Raw genomic sequence first — 19,938 nt, 5'->3', positions numbered from 1 at the left:
TATTCAAACAACAAGTGAGTTGTCGGGACAATCGAATTGTTGTCATAATAGCCATGAGAAAAATGCATAGCTGAGGTGTTTATATGTCGCGCCGTTCGCTCCCGCTCAATGCCATCGACGCATTTTTAGTCACCGCGCGTCACCTGAACCTCACCCACGCCGCCGCTGAGCTTTGCCTGACACAGGGGGCAGTGAGCCGCAAGATCGCTTCCCTTGAAGCGTGGTTTGGCTTTCCGCTATTTGAGCGTCATGCGCGTGGGCTGCGGCTGTCACCGCAGGGAAGCGCCCTGTTGCCTGAACTGCAATCGTCTTTTGAGCAATTGCTGACGGTGGCCGGCCGGGCCCGCAGCCAGCAAACCGTCATCCGCTTAAAAGCCCCCACCTGCGCCATGCGCTGGCTGGTCCCCCGCCTGCTGGAGGTGGAGCGTGAACAGCCGGATCTGCAAATTGCATTGACCACCACCACCGATCACAACGTGAATTTCAAAACCGAATCTTACGACGCGGCCATCGTGTTCGGCACGCACATGAGTGCCGGCGACCTGCTGTTTGAAGAGGCGTTAACCCCGGTGCTTAGCCCTATGCGCGCGAGTGCCGCACTGGGTTCGTTGACATTTCTTCACCCCACAAGGGATAAGACAGACTGGTCATTGTGGCTGGCAAAACAGGAAGGCCCGGGCTTTGTTATGCACAAAAATCAACACTTCGATACGATGGATCTCGCCATTACGGCGGCCATTCAGGGGCTGGGCGTCGCCATTGCCGACGAAACGCTGGTAGAAGAAGATGTCCGTGCCGGAAGGCTAACGCGGCCCTATGAGACAAGTATAAAAACCGGCGCGAGCTACCGCCTGGTGCTGCGCGAAACGCCTGGCGAAGAAAATGGGCTGGCGGCGTTTCGCGCTTGTTTGCTTAGTCGAGGCTGACGTGATGTTTCATCACCCGCTTGAAGAGACTCATGCGGGCACGCATAAAGCGGTTTTCAAGCCTGAAACCTGCATGTTTATTCAATCCAATACGTAACAGAACGTCCCTCCCTTTGCGACATGCTGGCCAGTGCGTGGGGCCCGGCAGAATGTCGCGCCTCCCGGCGTCACGCGCGAAACTTACCCAATAATCGGCCACCTGGGCAGCAAACTGGAGATCGCGTGCATTAACATACTGACGCGACGGTTCTACCTGACCAAGCGTATCGAACACATAGGGAACTTCATTGCCATGCCAGGCGCCGTTGATGTATGTGTCATGTTCTGCTTCCGCGACATAGTCGAACCAGTAACGCCAGCACAATCCGCCGATGCGCTGTTGAGCCTGCATCACTACGTAGCCCATCGTGGTGAACGCCATATCGCGGCACACCTGTCGGCCCAGCTCTTCGTCCCCTTTGACGCCAGGATAGAGCAGCTTAATCAACCCCAGACCAAAGCGACGTTCGCGGCGCAGTTTCTGGATTTGCCCGGCAAGATCGATACCAAACACCGCCATCACGCTGGCTTCATCGCTGTTTGAGCCAATCATCACCGGCACAGGATGCTGTCGGGCGGCGAAGAAGACATCGAGCATCGCTTCCGGCAGCACGCAATCCCCGACGATGGGTGCCGGGGCAATGTTCAGCGGTGCGGTTAATGGCCAGAACGCGTCGGGCGGAATAGCGCGTAGCTCCTCGGCTGTCGCATTCTCCAGGCTAAAATGGGCGGCCAGCGCTTCCCCCTTCTGCAGTGCCTGCTCGCGCGGCGTGTCAGGTAAGGTGTAACCGCTTTGTACAATCGCCTTATGGAACAATCCTTCTGCCAATGGCGAGGCCAGCAGCGAAAGCACGCTGCGCGCGCCCGCGGATTCGCCAAACAGGGTCACGTTAGCAGGGTCGCCGCCAAACGCAGCAATGTTATCCCGCACCCATTCGAGCGCGGCGATCTGGTCCAGCAGGGCAAAATTATGCACAACGCGATATTCTTCGCCCTCCAGTGCAGGATGGGCAAAGAAGCCAAGATGACCGAGGCGATAGTTGATCGTGACTACAACCACACCGCGCATTGCCAGCGCTTTGCCGTTATAGGGCGGCAGCCCCCCGGCACCAATGGTAAACCCGCCGCCGTGCAGCCAGACCATCACCGGAAGCGATTCCGCGCGCTCTTTGGGAGACCAGACGTTGAGATAGAGACAATCTTCAGAAAACTGGCCCGGATCGCCGCCGCCTAGCTCCTGACAATACTCGCTGCTTTGCCAGCTTGAGGCCGAAAAGGTGGTGGCTTCGCGAAGTCCATCCCACGGTTCAGGCCGCCGCGGGGAACGCCAGCGCCACTCGCCCACGGGCGGTGCGGCGTAGGGAATACCGCACCAGACATGGACATTTTCATCGGTTAAACCAGACAGTGCGCCGCAGCGCGTTTCAACCACAGGGGCGGAAGGATTTTGCATAACGACCTTAATTTTTCCATCACACCCCAGCAGAGTAACGGTTTCAGAGCAAACCGCAACGCTGTTTGCTTCGTACTTCAGCCTCCTGATAGAGCGTAAACTCGTCATACACCGGGCAGCCCAGCGCCGCTTCAAAGGCATCGCGGCTGGCATTTCCGTGGCTGCGCGCCTGGGTTTCATTCCCGAGATTGGACTGGAATATCCCGGCAGCGCTGACCGGCAGGAAATCTTCGTAGGTAATCGGCTGAGCGACCACCCACCCACGTTCGATCAGCGGCTGCGGATCGTCTCCGGGACGAAACGCGTGGCGATGCGCTTCCCCCGCAGGCGTCAGACGATAGCGGAAATAGGCCAGCTCCTGACGACGCATTAGCATTTCGCTGTCCGGGAAAGCGTTAAAGATCTCCCGCAAATGCAGCTGGTGGGTCAGGTTATCTTTACCGGTACCGGCCTGTGCGAGCAGGCTATCGTACAGTTCACGGCCTTTTGGCGTCAGCGCCACGCCGCGCTGTTCAATTTCACCAAACCGCGCGGTATGTGTGCCTTTATGTTCTCCGGCAAACAGCACTGGTTCTTCAAGCGCCTTAAAGCTGGTCTGTCGTAAGAGCACAGGCACTTCGCGACGAGGAGGTCCTTCGATCAGCACTTTTGGTTCTATACCATACTTCGGCATCAGCTCCTGCACCCGGTCAATATCCAGGGTACGCGGCGTGAGGTGGTTAATGTGGCAGCCCGGGAAGCAAACCACATCGGCAATCAGCCGGTGTTCGTTGTGCAGGGCCAGATAGGTTTCCTGATCGACCGTCGCATGACGATGCCAGCGGAAGGTTTCCAGCGCTTCCTGCACAAATTCGTGCGCCTGTGCGTCAGTAAACTGCCCTTCCGACTCATGGAGCTCGATCAGCGCCAGACAGCTTGGGGTAAAGATGTTCCGGTGAGACAGGATCTCCGCCGCGCGTTCACGCAGCGCAACGTTTTCAATCAGCTCAAGACGCAGTAGCGAGGTAAAGATACGAAACGGATTACGGCACAGCGCCGCATCGTCTATCGGACGAAACGCCGTGGAGTGGACCGGCACCCCCGCCTGAGAGAGATCGTAATAGCTGACCGGGTACATGCCCATGATGGCAAACATACGACGCAGGGTTGATAGTTCCTGTGCCGTGCCGACGCGGATCGCCCCGTGGCGCTCCACGTTCAGGCGCGCCAGTTCATCGGCATTAGCCAGTTGTTCATGTAATAGCGGGTTATTTTCCAGAACCGCCAGGTTTACGTCTGCGACCAGTTCGAGCAAAGTGCCGTATTGCGGAACTTCCTGCTGGTACATCGCCGACATAGCCTGCGAAAAGCGTTCCCGAATGTCATCAGCCGTGATGGTGTTCGCCATGATGTCATGCCTCCAGTGAATATTACCTGGAGTGTAGAGAAACCCGTTCCTTCCTGGGGGAAGAATTTCTGATTTGTGATCTTAAGACGACAGTGGTCAAACCGTGTGCTACTGGCCCCCTGAACAACCCCAAACGGAACCATTATTTTATCCTCACACTGTCTCCAGACGAGGATTATGCCAACAGGGTCTACACTCTATCTTTAGGTAAAGAGGTTCGCGGAAGTTGGCACGGCGATCCGCATTCCGACCTGCTCACCGTGGCCGATTGCGGCACCGGTATCAAAAACCGTAATCGGTTTTGCCTGGTAGCAAAAAGCAGCCCGGCGATGCGCGTGCCCCATCGTTTCAGAGGTACGGACCATGTTCGCACTTGATGCATTCCATTTAGCAAGAATTCAGTTCGCTTTTACCGTCTCGTTCCACATCCTGTTTCCTGCGATCACCATCGGGCTCGCCAGCTATCTGGTGGTGCTGGAGGGCATGTGGCTGCGCACCAAAAACGACGTCTGGCGATCGCTGTACCATTTCTGGCTCAAGATATTTGCCGTTAACTTCGGGATGGGCGTCGTTTCCGGTCTGGTCATGGCGTATCAGTTTGGCACCAACTGGAGCGGCTTCTCACAGTTCGCCGGCAGTATTACCGGCCCACTCCTGACCTATGAGGTGTTAACCGCCTTCTTCCTGGAAGCCGGTTTCCTTGGCGTCATGATGTTCGGCAGGAATAAGGTCGGTCCGGGTCTGCACTTCTTTTCAACCTGCATGGTGGCGCTCGGCACGCTGATGTCGACCTTCTGGATCCTCGCCTCCAACAGCTGGATGCATACCCCGCAGGGTTTCACTATCGATAACGGGCAGGTTATCCCGCAGGACTGGCTGGCGATTGTCTTTAACCCCTCGTTCCCTTACCGCCTTATTCATATGGCTATCGCCGCTTTTTTGAGCAGCGCGCTGTTTGTCGGGGCATCGGGCGCATGGCATCTGCTGCGCGGTAACGATACCCCCGCCGTTCGCACCATGTTTTCGATGGCGATGTGGATGGCGCTGGTGGTCGCGCCCATTCAGGCGGTGGTGGGCGATATGCACGGCCTGAACACGCTTGAGCATCAGCCGGCAAAAATTGCCGCCATTGAGGGGCACTGGGAAAATCCTCCCGGCGAGGCTACCCCGCTGCTGCTGTTTGGCCTGCCGGATATGGACGAGGAGCGCACCAAATACGGTCTGGAAATCCCCGCGCTCGGCAGCCTTATCCTGACGCACAGCCTGGATAAGCAGGTCCCGGCGCTGAAAGACTTTCCGAAAGAAGATCGCCCAAACTCAACCATTGTTTTCTGGTCGTTCCGCGTGATGGTCGGGATGGGACTGCTGATGATTACCCTTGGTCTTATCAGCGTCTGGCTGCGCTATCGCCATCGACTTTACCACTCGCGCCCGTTCCACTGGTTTGCCCTCTGCATGGGGCCTGCCGGGCTACTGGCGCTGCTCGCCGGATGGGTAACCACCGAAGTGGGACGTCAGCCGTGGGTCGTCTATGGCTACCTTCGCACCATCGACGCGGTATCGCTGCACAGCACCTTGCAGATGAGCATCAGCCTGCTGGCGTTCTTCGTCGTCTACTCGTCGGTGTTTGGCGTAGGCTATGTCTATCTCATCCGGCTGATTAAGAAAGGTCCTCAGCCCGTCGATACGCTGACGTCAAACACCTCGGGCACGCCTGCCCGTCCGCTGTCTGCCGCTGAGTCTGTTCCGGAAGAGGAGAAAATCTGATGGGTGTCGATATCTCAGTGATTTGGTTTGCCATCATCGTGTTTGCCACGCTGATGTACATCATTATGGATGGCTTCGATCTGGGCATTGGCCTGCTGTTTAACTTCGTGGGCGATGCCAGAGAGCGCGATGTGATGGTCAACAGCGTGGCGCCCGTCTGGGACGGTAACGAGACCTGGCTGGTACTCGGCGGCGCGGGGCTCTTCGGCGCATTTCCGCTGGCCTATGCGGTCATTATTGATGCGCTGACGATCCCCCTCACCGCGATGCTGATCGGCCTCATTTTTCGCGGCGTCGCCTTTGAGTTCCGCTTCAAAGCCACCCCCTCACACCGCAAGTTCTGGGACTACTCCTTTGCTGGCGGCTCCCTGCTCGCCACCTTCAGCCAGGGCGTGGTGGTGGGGGCGATGATAAACGGCTTCGACGTGGAGGGACGGCGGTTTGTTGGCTCGGCGCTGGACTGGCTCACACCCTTTAACCTCTTCTGCGGCATCGGTCTGGTCGTCGCCTACACGCTGCTGGGCACAACCTGGCTCATTATGAAAAGCGAAGGCGCGTTGCAGGTCCGTATGCGCGAGCTGACCCGCCACGTGCTGCTGGCGCTGATAGTGGTAATTGCGGTGGTGAGCGTCTGGACGCCGCTCGGCTGGCAGTACGTGGCCGACCGCTGGTTTACCCTACCCAACTTCTTCTGGTTCCTGCCGGTTCCTCTGCTGGTCGGGATCTTCAGCGTGTTGATCTGGCGCCTGACCCGCAATCCGACCAGCCACGTGCGCCCTTTTCTGCTGACGCTGGGACTTATTTTCCTCGGGTTTAGCGGACTGGGCATCAGCCTCTGGCCGAACATTATTCCGCCGCGTATCACCCTGTGGGAGGCCGCAGCCCCGCCTGCCAGCCAGCTGTTTATGCTGGTCGGGACATTACTGATTATTCCGGTGATCCTGGTGTACACCGCCTGGAGCTACTACGTCTTCCGGGGCAAGGTTTCGGATACCGAAGGCTATCACTGAGGAACGCCATGACGGCGGACTGTTGTCGCGAAAAAGAATGTTTCTCTGTCCGCCTGTCATTTCTCGAAAGGAATATTCGAAATATATACATGGCGTTCAATCATGGCATATTTAATTTCACGCATACCTGTATAGCAATTATTATGGCAGCCAATAGCAAAATATCCTCGACTTTTAAGGTACGTGTTTTTAGGACTTATCACATTTGCCCCATAAAGGAATAGCAATAATACTTAATAATTCAATACACCCAAAGATGAAGGATATCAGATGAAATTATCATCCGCTTTCGCTTTAGTGATATTTCTGGCTCCGACCGCATGGGCAGATAATAACGGCGGATTACAAAAAGGCGAAGCCCCAACGCCACCTCATTCGCTGGATAGCGGATATCGCGGAACCGACGATGCGCGCATTATGACAATCACTCAGGCAAAACAAATGCACGATGGTGCAACAATTTCATTGCGCGGTAATCTTATTGACGGTAGCGGCGATAAATTTGTATTTCAGGATAAAACCGGAAAAATCGACGTTATTATTCCCCAGACAGTCTTCGAGGGCAGAACGGTAAAACCCGACCAGATGATCGGTATTAACGGTTCGCTTGATAAAAAATCATCCCCTGCCGTCGTCCGCGTAGATCGTTTGCAGAAATAATTCAGCGAAGCGTTAACGCTGCAGTTATCCATCAAATCTCACCCCTTGGCTTAAGGAGTCAGCTATGAGCGATACCCAACAACGTACGAACGCTTACCCACACCCCCCGTTCCCGGAACAGCCGCAAACGCCGCCGGGACTGGCATCCGAAATGCAACCTGTACCTGACCATGGGGAAACCAGTTACAAAGGGCATGGACGCCTCACCGGAAAAAAAGCGCTGATAACCGGAGGAGACTCCGGTATTGGACGTGCGGTGGCGATTGCCTATGCCCGTGAAGGTGCCGATATTGCCATCAACTACCTGCCGGAAGAGGAGCAGGACGCGGTAGCCGTTATTGACCTGATTAAAGCTGAAGGCCGCACTGCCGTCGCGCTTCCGGGCGATATCAGGGACGAAACCTTCTGCCAGAACCTGGTTGATGAGGCCGCCACCCAACTTGGCGGGCTGGATATTCTGGTGAATAACGCCGGTCGCCAGCAGTTCCGGGAATCAATTGAGGAACTGACCACCGAAGAATTCGACGCGACGTTTAAAACGAACGTGTATGCCCCTTTCTGGATCACCAAAGCCGCTCTGCGCCACCTGAAAGCCTCATCCGTTATCATTAATACCTCCTCCGTGCAGGCGGTGAAGCCCAGCCCCGTACTGCTGGACTATGCCCAGACGAAAGCCTGTCTGGCGGTATTTACCAAAGCATTAGCCAAACAGTTGGGTCCGAAAGGCATTCGCGTCAACGCGGTCGCCCCTGGCCCTTACTGGACTGTGCTGCAATCCAGCGGCGGGCAACCGATGGAAAAAGTGAAGGAGTTCGGTGGCGACACCCCGCTGGGGCGTCCGGGCCAGCCCGTCGAGATTGCACCATTGTACGTCACGCTGGCCTCGGATGAATGTTCCTTTACGTCCGGCCAGGTGTGGTGCTCTGACGGCGGTGACGGCGTGATCTAAATCGGTTAGCCACTCCTCTCCTGAATGCGCAATAAATGAACACGGACGTTCGCTTTTGTGCCCCCGTCGAAAAACATGTTGTAACTCAAACAGATCAAATGTTAAAAATATTTTGCTATCAGGTTATCAAAATTAAACAACTTAACTTGTCACCCGCATCGCTCTGTTTTTAACATCGCCTATGGAAAAAAATGGTCTGTTCAGTCAGCGCATACGCTTGCGCCATTTGCATACATTTGTGGCCGTCGCTCAACAGGGAACGCTGGGGCGTGCGGCTGAAACTCTTAACCTGAGCCAGCCTGCTCTCTCGAAAACGCTGAATGAGCTGGAACAACTTACCGGTACACGTCTTTTTGACCGTGGTCGTCTGGGGGCACAACTGACCCTGGTGGGCGAGCAATTTCTCACGCACGCCGTAAAAGTGCTTGATGCCCTCAACACCGCGGGCCAGTCCCTCAATCGCAAAGAAGAGCACGCCAGCGAAGTTGTGCGCGTGGGAGCCCTGCCTACCGCTGCACTGGGTATTCTTCCTCCGGTCATCGGTCAGTTCCACAAACAGCAAAGACATACCACGATTCAGGTTGCCACCATGAATAACACCATGCTGCTCGCGGGGCTGAAATCAGGTGAACTGGATCTTGGCATCGGTCGAATGTCCGATCCTGAACTGATGGGTGGTCTGAATTACGAACTGTTGTTCCTGGAATCACTGAAGCTGGTTGTGCGTCCTGACCACCCTCTGTTGCAGGATACCGTGACGTTAAGCCGCGTCATGGAGTGGCCTGTGGTGGTCTGCCCTAAAGGGACGGTCCCGCGAGACACCGCCGAGACACTGCTTAAAATGCAGGGATGTTCGCTGCCTTCGGGTTGTATCGAAACGCTTTCGGCCTCGCTTTCACGCCAGCTTACTCTGGATTATGACTACGTCTGGTTCGTTCCCTCCGGCGCGGTAAAAGATGATTTACGCCAGGGTACGCTTACCGCACTGCCGGTGACGTCGCCTGGCGCCGGTGAACCCATCGGTATTCTGACGCGGGTAGATACCCCGCTTTCCACAGGCGCACAGACGCTGCTGAGCGCCATTCGCAAATCTATGCCGGTCTAGAAACCCTTCCCCTCACTCTACCCCTCTCCCCAAAGGGGGCGAGGGGCAGTCCTGTGCTCTAATCAATTAATGCGAAATTATTCATTAACAATTGCGTAAAACAATTTAACAGTTTTATCATACCTGTGAATTCACCAAATGGTTCGCAAATCATTTTACAAACCCGAATTCACTCGTATTTATCATTACCCCCTCTGCAATTATTACCCAACTGGTACATTTCCGGCACGGCGGGGGGATCTAAAGGAGACAGAAAATGGCATTTGGCAGCGCGCCGCGCGGGATACCTCGTATTCTGCAGTGGCTACTTGCCGGACTGATGATGCTCATCGGTCTGGCCGTCGGCGGGTTGGGCTTTAAGCTCGCCTCCGTAGGTGGAAGTTGGTACTTCCTGATAATGGGCGTGGTGATGGTGATTGCCGCGATCCTCATTTTTACCAGTCGCACCAGTGGGATAGTGCTTTATAGCATCGCGTTTATCGCCTCGCTGTTCTGGGCGGTAAGCGATGCGGGCTGGGATTTCTGGCCGCTCTTCTCCCGCCTCTTTACGTTTGCCGTACTGGCATTCCTCTGCGCCATCGTGTGGCCTTTTCTGCGTGCAGCAAACCATAACGCACCGAACAAGGCTCCCGCTTTTGGTATCGCAGCCGTGCTTGCGGTGGCTATGCTGGTCAGCCTGGGCTGGATGTTTAAACCGCAAACCCTCGTGGCGGCTAACGAGCCCGTTCCGGTTAAACCCGTCGCACCCGGCGAGCAGCAAAAAAACTGGGAGCACTGGGGCAACACCACGCACGGCGACCGCTTCGCCGCGCTGGACCAGATTAACAAGCAGAATGTCAGTGACCTGAAAGTTGCCTGGGTTGCACACACGGGTGATATCCCGCAGAGCAATGGTTCTGGCGCGGAAGATCAAAACACGCCATTGCAGATTGGCGACACGCTGTATGTCTGTACGCCATACAGTAAAGTGCTGGCGCTGGATGTCGACTCAGGTAAAGAGAAGTGGCGCTATGATTCCAAAGCCACGGCACCTAACTGGCAGCGTTGTCGTGGGCTGGGCTATTTTGAGGATCGGTCTTCAGTGACAACGTCACAGGTTGAGACACAGCCTGCCGCGTGCCCTCGCCGCCTGTTCCTGCCCACTACTGATGCCCGCCTGATTGCCATCAACGCGGATACCGGTAAGGTCTGCGAAGACTTTGGCGACCATGGCACCGTTGACCTGAGCGTCGGCATGGGCGAGATCAAGCCGGGCTACTATCAGCAAACGTCTACGCCGCTGGTTGCCGGGAATGTTGTTGTCGTCGGCGGTCGCGTCGCGGATAACTACTCCACCGGCGAACCGCCGGGCGTGGTGCGCGCGTATGACGTTCACACCGGTAAACTGGCGTGGGCGTGGGATCCGGGTAACCCGAACCTGACCGGCCTGCCGCCGAAAGGCCAGACCTACACGCGCGGTACGCCGAACGTCTGGTCTGCGATGTCTTATGACGCCAAACTGAACCTGATCTACCTGCCAACCGGCAACGCCACCCCGGATTTCTGGGCAGGTGAACGTACCGCGCTGGATGATAAATACAGCTCATCTATCGTGGCGGTTGATGCAGCCACCGGTCAGGTCCGCTGGCATTTCCAGACCACCCACCACGACCTGTGGGACTTTGATCTGCCTTCCCAGCCGCTGCTGTACGACCTGCCCGACGGTAAGGGCGGTACCACGCCTGTACTGGTGCAGACCAGCAAGCAGGGTATGATCTTCATGCTCAACCGCGAAACCGGTAAGCCGGTGGCGAAGGTTGAGGAGCGTCCTGTCCCGGCGGGTAACGTCGAAGGTGAGCGCTACTCTCCAACCCAGCCGTATTCTGTTGGTATGCCGATGATTGGCAACCAGACGCTGACCGAGTCCGACATGTGGGGGGCGACGCCTGTCGACCTGCTGCTGTGCCGTATTCAGTTCAAGGAGATGCGCCATCAGGGCGTCTTCACCCCACCAGGTCTCGACCGTTCCCTGCAGTTCCCTGGCTCGCTCGGCGGGATGAACTGGGGCAGCGTCTCCGTTGACCCGAACAACAGCCTGATGTTCGTCAACGATATGCGCCTGGGGCTGGCAAACTACATGGTACCGCGCGCTAACGTGGCGAAAAACGCCAGCGGCATCGAGATGGGTATCGTACCAATGGATGGAACGCCTTTCGGTGCCATGCGCGAACGTTTCCTGTCGCCGCTGGGCATTCCGTGCCAGAAGCCGCCGTTTGGCACCATGTCAGCCGTTGACCTGAAAACCGGCAAGCTGGTGTGGCAGGTTCCTGTCGGTACGGTGGAAGATACCGGCCCGCTGGGCATTCGTATGCATATGCCGATCCCAATTGGTATGCCGACACTGGGTGCGTCACTCTCTACTCAGTCTGGTCTGCTGTTCTTTGCCGGCACTCAGGACTTCTACCTGCGCGCGTTTGATACCGCCACCGGGAAAGAGATCTGGAAAGACCGTCTGCCGGTGGGCAGCCAGTCCGGCCCGATGACCTACGTGTCGCCGAAAACCGGCAAACAGTACATCATCATTAACGCCGGTGGTGCCCGTCAGTCACCGGATCGCGGTGATTACGTTATCGCGTATGCCTTACCCGATAAGAAGTAACAGATGAAAAAAGGGACCGAAAGGTCCCTTTTTTTCTGGTGGCGCAACTCAGAACGTTTCCCAGTTATCCCCGGAAACCGTTGCCGCGGGGCGTAGCGGCGTGCTCTTCGTCACTGAGGCTGGTGTAGCCACTCGGCCTGGCTTCACGCTGCTCAAACGAAACGCGCCAACCGCCTCGGTCAGACGCGCGCCCTGTTCTTCCAGAGATGCTGCGGCTGCGGAGGCTTCTTCCACCAGCGAGGCGTTCTGCTGGGTCACTTTATCCATTTCAGAAATCGCCTGACTCACCTGCACAATGCCACGACTCTGCTCATCAGACGCTGCGGCAATCTCCAGCATGATGTCAGTCACCCGTTTAACCGCCTCCACGATTTCATTCATGGTGTTGCCGGCGGCGACAACTTCACCGGAACCCTGGTCGATCAGCGAGACCGACTCGTTGATCAGGCTCTCAATCTCTTTTGCGGCATTCGCACTGCGGCTTGCCAGGGTACGTACTTCACTTGCTACCACAGCAAACCCACGCCCCTGTTCACCCGCCCGCGCCGCTTCTACCGCTGCGTTAAGCGCCAGGATATTGGTCTGGAAGGCAATGCTGTTAATCACTGCGGTAATCTCAGAGATTTTTTTCGAACTGCTGGAGATGTTACCCATGGTTTTGACCACCCCGGAGACCATCTGGCCGCCACGGCTGGCTTTACCGGAGGCATCTTCTGCCAGTTTACTGGCATGGTGAGCATTATCCGCGTTCTGTTTCACCGTTGCGGTCAGTTGTTCCATGCTTGCGGCGGTCTGCTCAATGGCAGCAGCCTGCTGTTCAGTGCGCGAAGAGAGATCGGTGTTACCGGCAGAGATTTCACTGGTTCCACGGTAGATCTCCTCCGCCCCCTGACGTACGGTACCCACGGTGTTTTCAAGCGAGTGCTGCATGGTTTGCAGATCGCGCGTCAGGCGGCCAATTTCGCTGCGTCCGGCCACATCGTCCGGCATCGTCAGGTCGCCTTTGGCGATATTCTCGATACGTTTCGCCGCACGCTGCAGCGGATGGATCACCGTGCGGCGCAGCACGGTAAAGGTCAATGCCGTCAGCACCAGTGCGAGCGCGAACGCGCCGATCATAAACATCAGACCCAGCTGTGTGCGGCTGTGCGCCTGTGCCGTCAGGGCATTGGCACGGTCGGTACGGATCTTAATCGCCTTCAGCAGCACGGCGTTGTAGGCGTCGTCCAGCGGACGCGCGGTTTCGTTTTCATGGTTGATAATTGCTTCAAACATACCGTTTTTGGCGAATTTAACCATCGGCTGCATACCCGCAATATAGGCGTCATATCGTGCTTTCAGGTCAGCATCCAGCGCTTCGCCCTCTGCGGTACGCACGGCGCGATTCATATAGGCGGTGAAACTCTCCTGAGACTGCTTAATACGCGTTTCCGCATCGCTGATGTTCTGCTTCATGGCATCCATCTCCGCGATACGGCTTGCCGCACCGGCGTGGATCAGATTGATACGCGCGGTTCGCAGATGGTTTGAGCTGTTCGACAGCCCCATACGCACCTGAATTTCAGATGTGACATCCTGCTGATCGCGATCGGCCTGAAGCAGGAAATATCCCGCCAGACCTGAGCTCAAGGCAAAAAGCAGAATAATGCCACCGAGAATGGAGGAAAACAGCGGAACCAGCCTGATGTGATGCAAGAAGCTCAGCTTGCGCTGCGCCTGCATCGAAGTAGTGTTGTCCATGACCGTCGACTCTCTTATAGGTAAGATGCGTAAAAACACGCCCGTTAAATAGTCATCGGCACGGCAGAGATTTAGATTACGGCTAAAAACGCCGCACTGGTCACACTTTAGAGAAGATTATTAAAGAAATGCCAGCGGTGAAAAACCGCTGGCAGAAGAGTTACTTGTCGCCGAAATGAAATTACTTGTCGCCGAAATGAATAACGGTGCGGATGGATTTCCCTTCGTGCATCAGATCAAACGCGTCGTTGATCTGCTCCAGTGGCAAACGATGGGTGATGAACGGGTCGAGCTGGATTTTTCCGGCCATGGCATCTTCAACCATACCCGGGAGCTGAGTACGCCCTTTCACGCCGCCAAACGCGGAACCGCGCCACACGCGACCTGTCACCAGCTGGAATGGACGGGTTTTAATCTCCTGACCCGCCCCGGCAACCCCAATAATGATGCTCTCGCCCCAGCCTTTGTGGCAGCACTCCAGCGCAGAACGCATCACGTTCACGTTGCCGATGCATTCGAAGCTGAAGTCAACGCCGCCATCGGTCAGCTCAACGATGACATCCTGAATCGATTTTTCGTGATCTTTCGGGTTCACGAAATCGGTCGCGCCCATTTCACCCGCCAGCTTGAATTTCTCCGGATTGGTGTCGACTGCGATGATACGGCCGGCCTTCGCCTGAACCGCGCCCTGAATCACCGCCAGACCAATGCCGCCGAGACCGAACACCGCCACGGTATCGCCCTCTTTGACCTTTGCCGTGTTATGCACCGAGCCGATACCGGTGGTCACGCCGCAGCCCAGCAGGCAAACTTTATCCAGCGGCGCCTGCGGGTTCACCTTCGCCAGCGAGATCTCCGCGCAAACGGTGTACTCGCTGAAGGTGCTGGTGCCCATGTAGTGATAAATCGGCTCGCCGTTATAAGAGAAACGGGTGGTGCCGTCCGGCATCAGCCCTTTGCCCTGAGTGGCGCGAACCGCCTGGCAGAGGTTGGTTTTACCGGATTTACAGAACTTACACTCGCCGCACTCCGCGGTGTACAGCGGGATCACGTGATCCCCGGGTTTCAGGCTGGTCACGCCCTCGCCCACTTCTACCACAATCCCGCCACCTTCATGACCGAGTACCGCAGGGAAAACGCCTTCCGGATCGTCACCCGACAGCGTAAACGCATCGGTATGACATACGCCGGTATGGGTTATTTTGATCAACACTTCGCCGTTCTTCGGCGGTGCCACGTCGATTTCAACGATTTTGAGCGGCTGGCCGGGGCCAAATGCAACAGCAGCGCGAGATTTCATATTGTCTTCCCTTATTGTGAGGTATGTGGGTTTATTTTAGATAAGAGCGCAGCAAATGGCCGACTTCCGCCATGCGCACGGCTCGCTGATCCGGCGTTGTTTCCCCCGTCACCAGCTCATCTTTGAGGTGAATTTCGACCATTTCGCCCATCAGGCCATTGGCAGCACCGCGCACGGCGGCGATTTGCTGCAGGATGGCTAAACAGGGATCGCCCGACTCCAGCGCGCGTTCAAGGGCATCGACCTGCCCACGAATGCGACGGACGCGGGTAAGGATACGTTTTTTGTCTTCGGGTGAATGCGGCATACGCCCTCCAGATACTATAGGGGGGTATGGTATTTCACTTGACAGGGGATGTAAACCTTCTGTTTCCGTTGCTACATCAGCGTATCTACCGCATATCATCAACCAAGCGAATAAAACCCCAAAAACATATAAGACTATGAAATATATAATCTTTTAATAACATTTTTTGCCTAAGCGGATTGAAGCTCTCGTTGTTTAGTGACACTTTCATCTACAACAGGAGTTAACACATGGCATGGAACAAACACGCAGCGGCCCTGAACGGGCAGGTTTCCTAATTTTAGGACAAGGCGAAACATTACAGGAAGGCGATGTGGTTGTTATTCAGCCCTATGATGGCGGTAATCCTGCGGGTCACATGGCAATTTACGACGGCACTACCTGGTACTCAGATTTCAGACAAAGAGATATGTGGGGTGGTCCGGGATATCGTTCTGAGCGCCCTTCTTACAAAATTTACAGGAAAAACTGATGCGTAACATTCTTATGATGTGCCTGTTATTGACGGGATGTTCAGCACAGATGGATTCGCCGGAAAACGTATCAATGATTTTTATTCGTTCTACCTCACGGCCTTCGTTACAGATACCCATGAAGATAATCTCGATTCACCAAAAATACGTGAGTATATTGCGCGCGACACGCTCTTCCGTCTGAAGAAAATTCTTTCTCTCAATGAGCAGGAAATTATCGGTTCCGATTATTTTACCTATACACAAGACTATGCCGCGGAGTGGATCCCTGACCTGAGCGTAAGCAACGCAATAAACTCAGTGTCCGGAAAAGTTGTTAACGTCGAGCTGGGTGCAGGTAATGGGCAAAAACAGCGGTTAAACGTGTATCTGCGCAATGAAGACGGTAAATGGAAAATTTACCGCGTCACCGATGCGAGCCATCATTTCGAACAGTATATTTTTGACGACAGGGCGATTGCTGCCGCACAACGATATGCGGCCAGTATAACTTCTCCATAATTAGCAAGATCGGTCAGGATTCTGGCCATTTGGTGAGGCAAAGTGGGTCATCAGGAGGATGCAATGAACGATGCAATCAAAACGGCCTACCGCGAGCGCTTCACGATGGTGTGCGACTATATCGCCCACCATCTCGATGAGCCGCTCACGCTGGAGAAGCTCAGCGCGATAGCCTGCTGTTCGCCTTATCATTTTCACCGGCAGTTTCTGGCATTCAGCGGCCAGCCGCTGTATCGCTATATCCAGTGGCTACGCCTTCGTCGTGCTTCCTGGCGACTGGCGTTTAATCCACAGGATAAGGTGATTGATATTGCGCTCGATGCCGGATTCCAGAACCCCGAATCGTTCAGCCGCGCCTTCAGAAACGCATTTGGAAAAAGCCCCCGTCAGTTTCGGCAACAGCCGGACTGGCTGAGCTGGCACCAGCGCGTACCGAAAATGACCTTTCAGGAGCAAAAAACAATGGAAATTAAGATTGTCGATTTCCCGCAGACCCAAGTGGCAGTTCTGCAGCACCGTGGCAGCCCGGATAGGGTTAATGACAGCGCGGCGAAATTTATTGCCTGGCGTAAAACCTCGGGCTTATCACCCGTACACGAAAGCAGCACCTTTGGCATTGTCTGGGATGACCCGGCAACCACACCCGCAGACGCCTTTCGTTTCGATATTTGCGGCAGTATCTCTGAAGCGATACCGGAAAATGACTTCGGGGTTTCCAGTGGTGAAATCGACGGTGGTCGATACGCCGTCGGGCGTCACACGGGTTCGCTGGATAACATTTCCGCCACGGTATGGGCGATGTTTCGCGAGTGGCTACCGGCCAGCGGCGAAACGCTGCGCGATGCCCCGCTATTTTTCCACTACCTCAACTTTATTCACGAGGTGCCGGAACATGCGCTGCAAACGGATATCTACCTGCCGTTAAAATGACTATACCTCATTGACCGCTATATCTGCCGGGTAGCGACGCTTACCCGGCCTAAACGTCCCTACCAGTCTGCGCTAGCGACTGCAGTTCCTCCTTAAGCCATCGGGTCGCCCCCCGCTGCCCGCTGCGTTTATGTGAGTAAATTTTCACTTCGAACGCGTGTATCGGGAACGGTAGTGCAAAAATTCTGAGATCCGCTGTCGCAATCAGCTTTTCAGCAGCATATCGGGGGATCGCCATCAGCAGGTCGCTTTCCGCTACGATAAACGGCGCGCTGAGCATCGACGGCGTTTTGATCGCGATTTGTCGGGTATAGCCCAACTGCTCAAGCCGCACGTCCAGCACGCCCTTCTTCTCATTCCACGGGGTCACCACCAGATGCCGGGCCGCGAGATAATCCTCCAGCGTAAGCCGCGTCCGGCTTGCGTTGCTGATGACCACATACTCATCTTTAAACCAGCCGATCTCTTCCAGTTCCGGATGGCGGATATCATCCGGCGTGCTAAAGCCCAGCGCCAGATCCACCTCACCCGCCAGCAGCTCCGTCAGCGCCGGGCTGTGCGGCAGATAGCGCAATTCAAATCGTAAACCCGGCGCAGTAAGCTGCAGCTTGTGCATCAGAGCAGGAAAAATGCAAAGCGCGGTAAAATCCGTTATCGCAATCTGCAAGCTCTCTGTACTGCTGGCTGCATCAAACTCCAGCTGCGGGGTCAGCTCATGATTCAGGAACGACAGTGCGGAAGCAATCGAAGGTGCGAGCTGAGAGGCATACACGCTGGGAGACATACTATGTCCTTCGCGAAAAAACAGCGGGTCATTCAGGGTGACGCGCAAACGCGACAGCGCATGGCTGAGCGCGGATGTGCTCATCGCCAACTCGTCAGCGGCCAGCCGAACGGAGCGGTGACGGTAAATCGCGTCGAAAACGGGCAGCAGGTTTAAATCAAGCCGCCTCAGTACCGGATGCATAATATTCATCATATATTGATTTCATTGCACTTAATTCTACGGACAATACTCCGTATGCTTAACGCCATCAATCAAGACGCACGCTAAAAGCAGGGAAAACAATGAGCATCACCATTCGTCAGGCACGCCCCGAAGATGCGGCGGCCATTTACGCCATGATCTATGAGCTGGCAGTGTATGAAAAAGCGCCGGAAGAAGTGGTTACTACACCGGAGGAGATCCGGAAAACGCTTTTTGTCGCAGATACCAAAACCGAAGCATTGATCGCGGAGTGTGAAGGCAAGATCGCCGGCTATGCCGTGTACTTCACCAGCTATTCAACCTGGCTCGGGCGCAACGGGATTTATATGGAAGACCTGTACGTTTCTCCGGAATATCGCGGTAAAGGTGCAGGCAGAGCGCTGCTGAGACATATCGCGCAGCTCGCGGTAAAACGACAGTGCGGTCGTCTTGAGTGGAGCGTGCTGGACTGGAACCAGCCCGCTATCGACTTTTACCTGAGTATTGGCGCGCTGCCACAGTCCGAATGGATCCGCTATCGTCTTGATGGCGAAGCACTACTCAAATTTGCCGAATAGCGGCACGATTTACCCGAGAATAATCCCGCCCCGCGGGATTATTCTTATCTGCGTTGCTCCCTTCTCTACAGTTTATGAATTTATGCTACTCTTCCATAAATTTCATAAACATAATGCAGAACATCATGACGACAGTTCCTTTTATCCGCCCGCAACTTACCCTGCCAGACGGTGCCGAAAAACTGCTGCTGCACTCCTGCTGTGCCCCCTGCTCGGGTGAAGTGATGGAGGCTATTCAGGCTTCTGGCATTGAATACACGATTTTTTTCTATAACCCCAATATCCATCCGCAAAAGGAATACCTCATTCGCAAGGAGGAAAATATTCGGTTTGCGGAAAAACACGGTGTGCCGTTTGTTGATGCCGATTACGACACCGATAACTGGTTTGAGCGTGCTAAAGGCATGGAGTGGGAACCCGAGCGCGGCGTGCGCTGCACTATGTGCTTCGATATGCGCTTCGAGCGAACGGCGCTCTATGCGGCAGAAAATGGATTCAGCGTCATCTGCAGCTCGCTGGGTATCTCCCGCTGGAAGAACATGCAGCAGATAAATGACTGCGGCCAGCGTGCGGCTGCACGCTATCCAGGTATGGTTTACTGGGACTATAACTGGCGCAAACAGGGCGGATCCTCACGCATGATAGAGATCAGCAAGCGTGAACAGTTTTACCAGCAGGAATATTGTGGATGCGTTTATTCTCTCAGGGACAGTAACCTGCATCGTAAGTCTCAGGGCCGCCCGTTGATCCGCATTGGGAAGCTCTATTACGGTCAGGATGACAATGAGAAATAACGGGTTCCCGGTATAGAGATATATCCGAAAACCATCCTTTCAGGTGCCGAATTTAGCCTTTCGCCTCTCACCTCTACAAAGAGCGGCTATCCTTTAACTATCAACAAAAGGAGGCAAAAATGTCTGATTTCGGTACTGATAAAAATACCCAGTTTGCTGAAGATAAAGCAAAAAATAAACTTGATGAACTCGCAGGTTCAGCGCAGCAGCAGTTTGGTGAATTCGTTGATTCACCAAAACATCAGGTAAAAGGTGCTGCGAAAAAATATGCCGCGCAGGCCAGTGATGCGGTCTCCGATGTCACCGAAGCGGTCAGAAATAACCCTCTCACCGGCCTAATCGCCGCCGGTGCTGTCGGTATTGTGCTCGGCCTGCTGTTAGGTCGAAAATAACTCAAGGCCCTTCGGGGCTTTA

19 protein-coding genes and 1 pseudogene are annotated in these 19,938 nt (G+C 55.2%); 13 read left to right on the top strand and 7 right to left on the bottom strand.

Annotated features, from left to right (window positions below):
• Positions 1 to 83 precede the first annotated feature (83 nt).
• Positions 84 to 926, top strand: a complete 843-nt coding sequence (locus tag LCD46_10850; protein ID UOY72767.1) for a LysR family transcriptional regulator — start codon at positions 84 to 86, stop codon at positions 924 to 926.
• Here the strand turns inward: LCD46_10850 and LCD46_10845 are convergent.
• The 3 genes from LCD46_10845 to LCD46_10835 form a co-directional block, all read right to left on the bottom strand.
• On the bottom strand, positions 913 to 2,418 hold the full coding sequence (locus tag LCD46_10845; GenBank protein UOY72766.1) for a carboxylesterase/lipase family protein: 1,506 nt from the start codon (positions 2,416 to 2,418) through the stop codon (positions 913 to 915). The genes LCD46_10850 and LCD46_10845 overlap by 14 nt on opposite strands.
• A 43-nt stretch (positions 2,419 to 2,461) precedes the next feature.
• On the bottom strand, positions 2,462 to 3,805 hold the full coding sequence (locus LCD46_10840; protein ID UOY72765.1) for a VOC family protein: 1,344 nt from the start codon (positions 3,803 to 3,805) through the stop codon (positions 2,462 to 2,464).
• A gap of 203 nt (positions 3,806 to 4,008) precedes the next feature.
• The gene (locus LCD46_10835) at positions 4,009 to 4,170 is read right to left on the bottom strand and encodes a hypothetical protein (protein ID UOY72764.1); all 162 of its coding nucleotides are present in this window, start codon (positions 4,168 to 4,170) and stop codon (positions 4,009 to 4,011) included.
• Between LCD46_10835 and LCD46_10830 the strand changes: the two genes are divergently transcribed.
• From LCD46_10830 to LCD46_10805, 6 genes are all read left to right on the top strand, one after another.
• Positions 4,169 to 5,572: a cytochrome ubiquinol oxidase subunit I gene (locus LCD46_10830; GenBank protein ID UOY72763.1), complete on the top strand. Its 1,404-nt coding sequence runs from the start codon at positions 4,169 to 4,171 to the stop codon at positions 5,570 to 5,572. The genes LCD46_10835 and LCD46_10830 overlap by 2 nt on opposite strands.
• Positions 5,572 to 6,582 (top strand): cytochrome d ubiquinol oxidase subunit II, encoded by a 1,011-nt coding sequence (gene cydB / locus LCD46_10825; GenBank protein UOY72762.1) that lies wholly within the window; start codon positions 5,572 to 5,574, stop codon positions 6,580 to 6,582. The genes LCD46_10830 and cydB overlap by 1 nt, the downstream gene beginning before the upstream one ends.
• A 270-nt stretch (positions 6,583 to 6,852) precedes the next feature.
• Positions 6,853 to 7,242 carry a YdeI family stress tolerance OB fold protein gene (locus tag LCD46_10820; GenBank protein ID UOY72761.1) on the top strand — a complete coding sequence of 130 codons (390 nt, stop codon included), beginning with the start codon at positions 6,853 to 6,855 and terminating at the stop codon, positions 7,240 to 7,242.
• Between the two features lie 64 nt (positions 7,243 to 7,306).
• Positions 7,307 to 8,191: an SDR family oxidoreductase gene (locus LCD46_10815; GenBank protein ID UOY72760.1), complete on the top strand. Its 885-nt coding sequence runs from the start codon at positions 7,307 to 7,309 to the stop codon at positions 8,189 to 8,191.
• Positions 8,192 to 8,372: 181 nt separating this feature from the next.
• The gene (locus LCD46_10810) at positions 8,373 to 9,296 is read left to right on the top strand and encodes a LysR family transcriptional regulator (GenBank protein ID UOY72759.1); all 924 of its coding nucleotides are present in this window, start codon (positions 8,373 to 8,375) and stop codon (positions 9,294 to 9,296) included.
• A 256-nt stretch (positions 9,297 to 9,552) separates the two neighbouring features.
• Positions 9,553 to 11,934, top strand: a complete 2,382-nt coding sequence (locus tag LCD46_10805; GenBank protein ID UOY72758.1) for a glucose/quinate/shikimate family membrane-bound PQQ-dependent dehydrogenase — start codon at positions 9,553 to 9,555, stop codon at positions 11,932 to 11,934.
• 48 nt (positions 11,935 to 11,982) lie between these two features.
• On the opposite strand, the gene LCD46_10800 is transcribed toward LCD46_10805, so the two are convergent.
• The 3 genes from LCD46_10800 to LCD46_10790 all read right to left on the bottom strand — a co-directional run bounded on the left by LCD46_10800 (position 11,983) and on the right by LCD46_10790 (position 15,281).
• A complete protein-coding gene (locus LCD46_10800; protein ID UOY72757.1) occupies positions 11,983 to 13,674 on the bottom strand; it encodes a methyl-accepting chemotaxis protein in 1,692 nt (563 codons plus the stop codon).
• 181 nt (positions 13,675 to 13,855) lie between these two features.
• A complete protein-coding gene (locus LCD46_10795; protein UOY72756.1) occupies positions 13,856 to 14,974 on the bottom strand; it encodes an S-(hydroxymethyl)glutathione dehydrogenase/class III alcohol dehydrogenase in 1,119 nt (372 codons plus the stop codon).
• 31 nt (positions 14,975 to 15,005) lie between these two features.
• Positions 15,006 to 15,281, bottom strand: coding sequence for a metal/formaldehyde-sensitive transcriptional repressor (locus LCD46_10790; protein UOY72755.1), 276 nt, complete (start codon positions 15,279 to 15,281; stop codon positions 15,006 to 15,008).
• 301 nt (positions 15,282 to 15,582) lie between these two features.
• Between LCD46_10790 and LCD46_10785 the strand changes: the two are divergent.
• The 3 genes and pseudogenes from LCD46_10785 (at position 15,583) to LCD46_10775 (ending at position 17,185) form a co-directional block, all read left to right on the top strand.
• Positions 15,583 to 15,753 (top strand): annotated as a pseudogene (locus tag LCD46_10785) (hypothetical protein).
• Between the two features lie 37 nt (positions 15,754 to 15,790).
• The gene (locus LCD46_10780) at positions 15,791 to 16,255 is read left to right on the top strand and encodes a YbjP/YqhG family protein (protein UOY72754.1); all 465 of its coding nucleotides are present in this window, start codon (positions 15,791 to 15,793) and stop codon (positions 16,253 to 16,255) included.
• Between the two features lie 63 nt (positions 16,256 to 16,318).
• The gene (locus LCD46_10775) at positions 16,319 to 17,185 is read left to right on the top strand and encodes an AraC family transcriptional regulator (GenBank protein UOY72753.1); all 867 of its coding nucleotides are present in this window, start codon (positions 16,319 to 16,321) and stop codon (positions 17,183 to 17,185) included.
• 49 nt (positions 17,186 to 17,234) lie between these two features.
• Here the strand turns inward: LCD46_10775 and LCD46_10770 are convergent, their stop codons facing one another.
• Entirely contained in the window at positions 17,235 to 18,164 is a 930-nt protein-coding gene (locus tag LCD46_10770) for a LysR family transcriptional regulator (protein ID UOY72752.1), read from the bottom strand.
• Positions 18,165 to 18,253: 89 nt separating this feature from the next.
• On the opposite strand from LCD46_10770, the gene LCD46_10765 reads away from it, so the two are divergent.
• The 3 genes from LCD46_10765 (at position 18,254) to LCD46_10755 (ending at position 19,916) form a co-directional block, all read left to right on the top strand.
• Complete coding sequence (locus LCD46_10765; GenBank protein ID UOY72751.1) at positions 18,254 to 18,730, top strand: GNAT family N-acetyltransferase; 477 nt, start codon at positions 18,254 to 18,256, stop codon at positions 18,728 to 18,730.
• 125 nt (positions 18,731 to 18,855) lie between these two features.
• Positions 18,856 to 19,524 carry an epoxyqueuosine reductase QueH gene (locus tag LCD46_10760; GenBank protein ID UOY72750.1) on the top strand — a complete coding sequence of 223 codons (669 nt, stop codon included), beginning with the start codon at positions 18,856 to 18,858 and terminating at the stop codon, positions 19,522 to 19,524.
• 119 nt (positions 19,525 to 19,643) lie between these two features.
• Entirely contained in the window at positions 19,644 to 19,916 is a 273-nt protein-coding gene (locus tag LCD46_10755) for a CsbD family protein (GenBank protein ID UOY72749.1), read from the top strand.
• Positions 19,917 to 19,938 lie beyond the last annotated feature (22 nt).

The organism is Enterobacter ludwigii (assembly GCA_023023105.1).
GTDB classification, from domain to species: domain Bacteria; phylum Pseudomonadota; class Gammaproteobacteria; order Enterobacterales; family Enterobacteriaceae; genus Enterobacter; species Enterobacter adelaidei.
The sequence above is the reverse complement of the archived record's forward strand: the minus strand, read 5'-3'. Positions and strand labels throughout refer to the sequence as shown.

What these genes read in the sequence shown, in the direction of transcription:
- LCD46_10850 (UOY72767.1), top strand. Translation starts at nt 84, where the DNA reads ATGTCGCGCCGTTCGCTCCCGCTCAATGCCATCGACGCATTTTTAGTC.
- LCD46_10845 (UOY72766.1), bottom strand. Translation starts at nt 2,418, where the DNA reads ATGCAAAATCCTTCCGCCCCTGTGGTTGAAACGCGCTGCGGCGCACTG.
- LCD46_10840 (UOY72765.1), bottom strand. Translation starts at nt 3,805, where the DNA reads ATGGCGAACACCATCACGGCTGATGACATTCGGGAACGCTTTTCGCAG.
- LCD46_10830 (UOY72763.1), top strand. Translation starts at nt 4,169, where the DNA reads ATGTTCGCACTTGATGCATTCCATTTAGCAAGAATTCAGTTCGCTTTT.
- LCD46_10835 (UOY72764.1), bottom strand. Translation starts at nt 4,170, where the DNA reads ATGGTCCGTACCTCTGAAACGATGGGGCACGCGCATCGCCGGGCTGCT.
- cydB (UOY72762.1), top strand. Translation starts at nt 5,572, where the DNA reads ATGGGTGTCGATATCTCAGTGATTTGGTTTGCCATCATCGTGTTTGCC.
- LCD46_10820 (UOY72761.1), top strand. Translation starts at nt 6,853, where the DNA reads ATGAAATTATCATCCGCTTTCGCTTTAGTGATATTTCTGGCTCCGACC.
- LCD46_10815 (UOY72760.1), top strand. Translation starts at nt 7,307, where the DNA reads ATGAGCGATACCCAACAACGTACGAACGCTTACCCACACCCCCCGTTC.
- LCD46_10810 (UOY72759.1), top strand. Translation starts at nt 8,373, where the DNA reads ATGGAAAAAAATGGTCTGTTCAGTCAGCGCATACGCTTGCGCCATTTG.
- LCD46_10805 (UOY72758.1), top strand. Translation starts at nt 9,553, where the DNA reads ATGGCATTTGGCAGCGCGCCGCGCGGGATACCTCGTATTCTGCAGTGG.
- LCD46_10800 (UOY72757.1), bottom strand. Translation starts at nt 13,674, where the DNA reads ATGGACAACACTACTTCGATGCAGGCGCAGCGCAAGCTGAGCTTCTTG.
- LCD46_10795 (UOY72756.1), bottom strand. Translation starts at nt 14,974, where the DNA reads ATGAAATCTCGCGCTGCTGTTGCATTTGGCCCCGGCCAGCCGCTCAAA.
- LCD46_10790 (UOY72755.1), bottom strand. Translation starts at nt 15,281, where the DNA reads ATGCCGCATTCACCCGAAGACAAAAAACGTATCCTTACCCGCGTCCGT.
- LCD46_10780 (UOY72754.1), top strand. Translation starts at nt 15,791, where the DNA reads ATGTTCAGCACAGATGGATTCGCCGGAAAACGTATCAATGATTTTTAT.
- LCD46_10775 (UOY72753.1), top strand. Translation starts at nt 16,319, where the DNA reads ATGAACGATGCAATCAAAACGGCCTACCGCGAGCGCTTCACGATGGTG.
- LCD46_10770 (UOY72752.1), bottom strand. Translation starts at nt 18,164, where the DNA reads ATGATGAATATTATGCATCCGGTACTGAGGCGGCTTGATTTAAACCTG.
- LCD46_10765 (UOY72751.1), top strand. Translation starts at nt 18,254, where the DNA reads ATGAGCATCACCATTCGTCAGGCACGCCCCGAAGATGCGGCGGCCATT.
- LCD46_10760 (UOY72750.1), top strand. Translation starts at nt 18,856, where the DNA reads ATGACGACAGTTCCTTTTATCCGCCCGCAACTTACCCTGCCAGACGGT.
- LCD46_10755 (UOY72749.1), top strand. Translation starts at nt 19,644, where the DNA reads ATGTCTGATTTCGGTACTGATAAAAATACCCAGTTTGCTGAAGATAAA.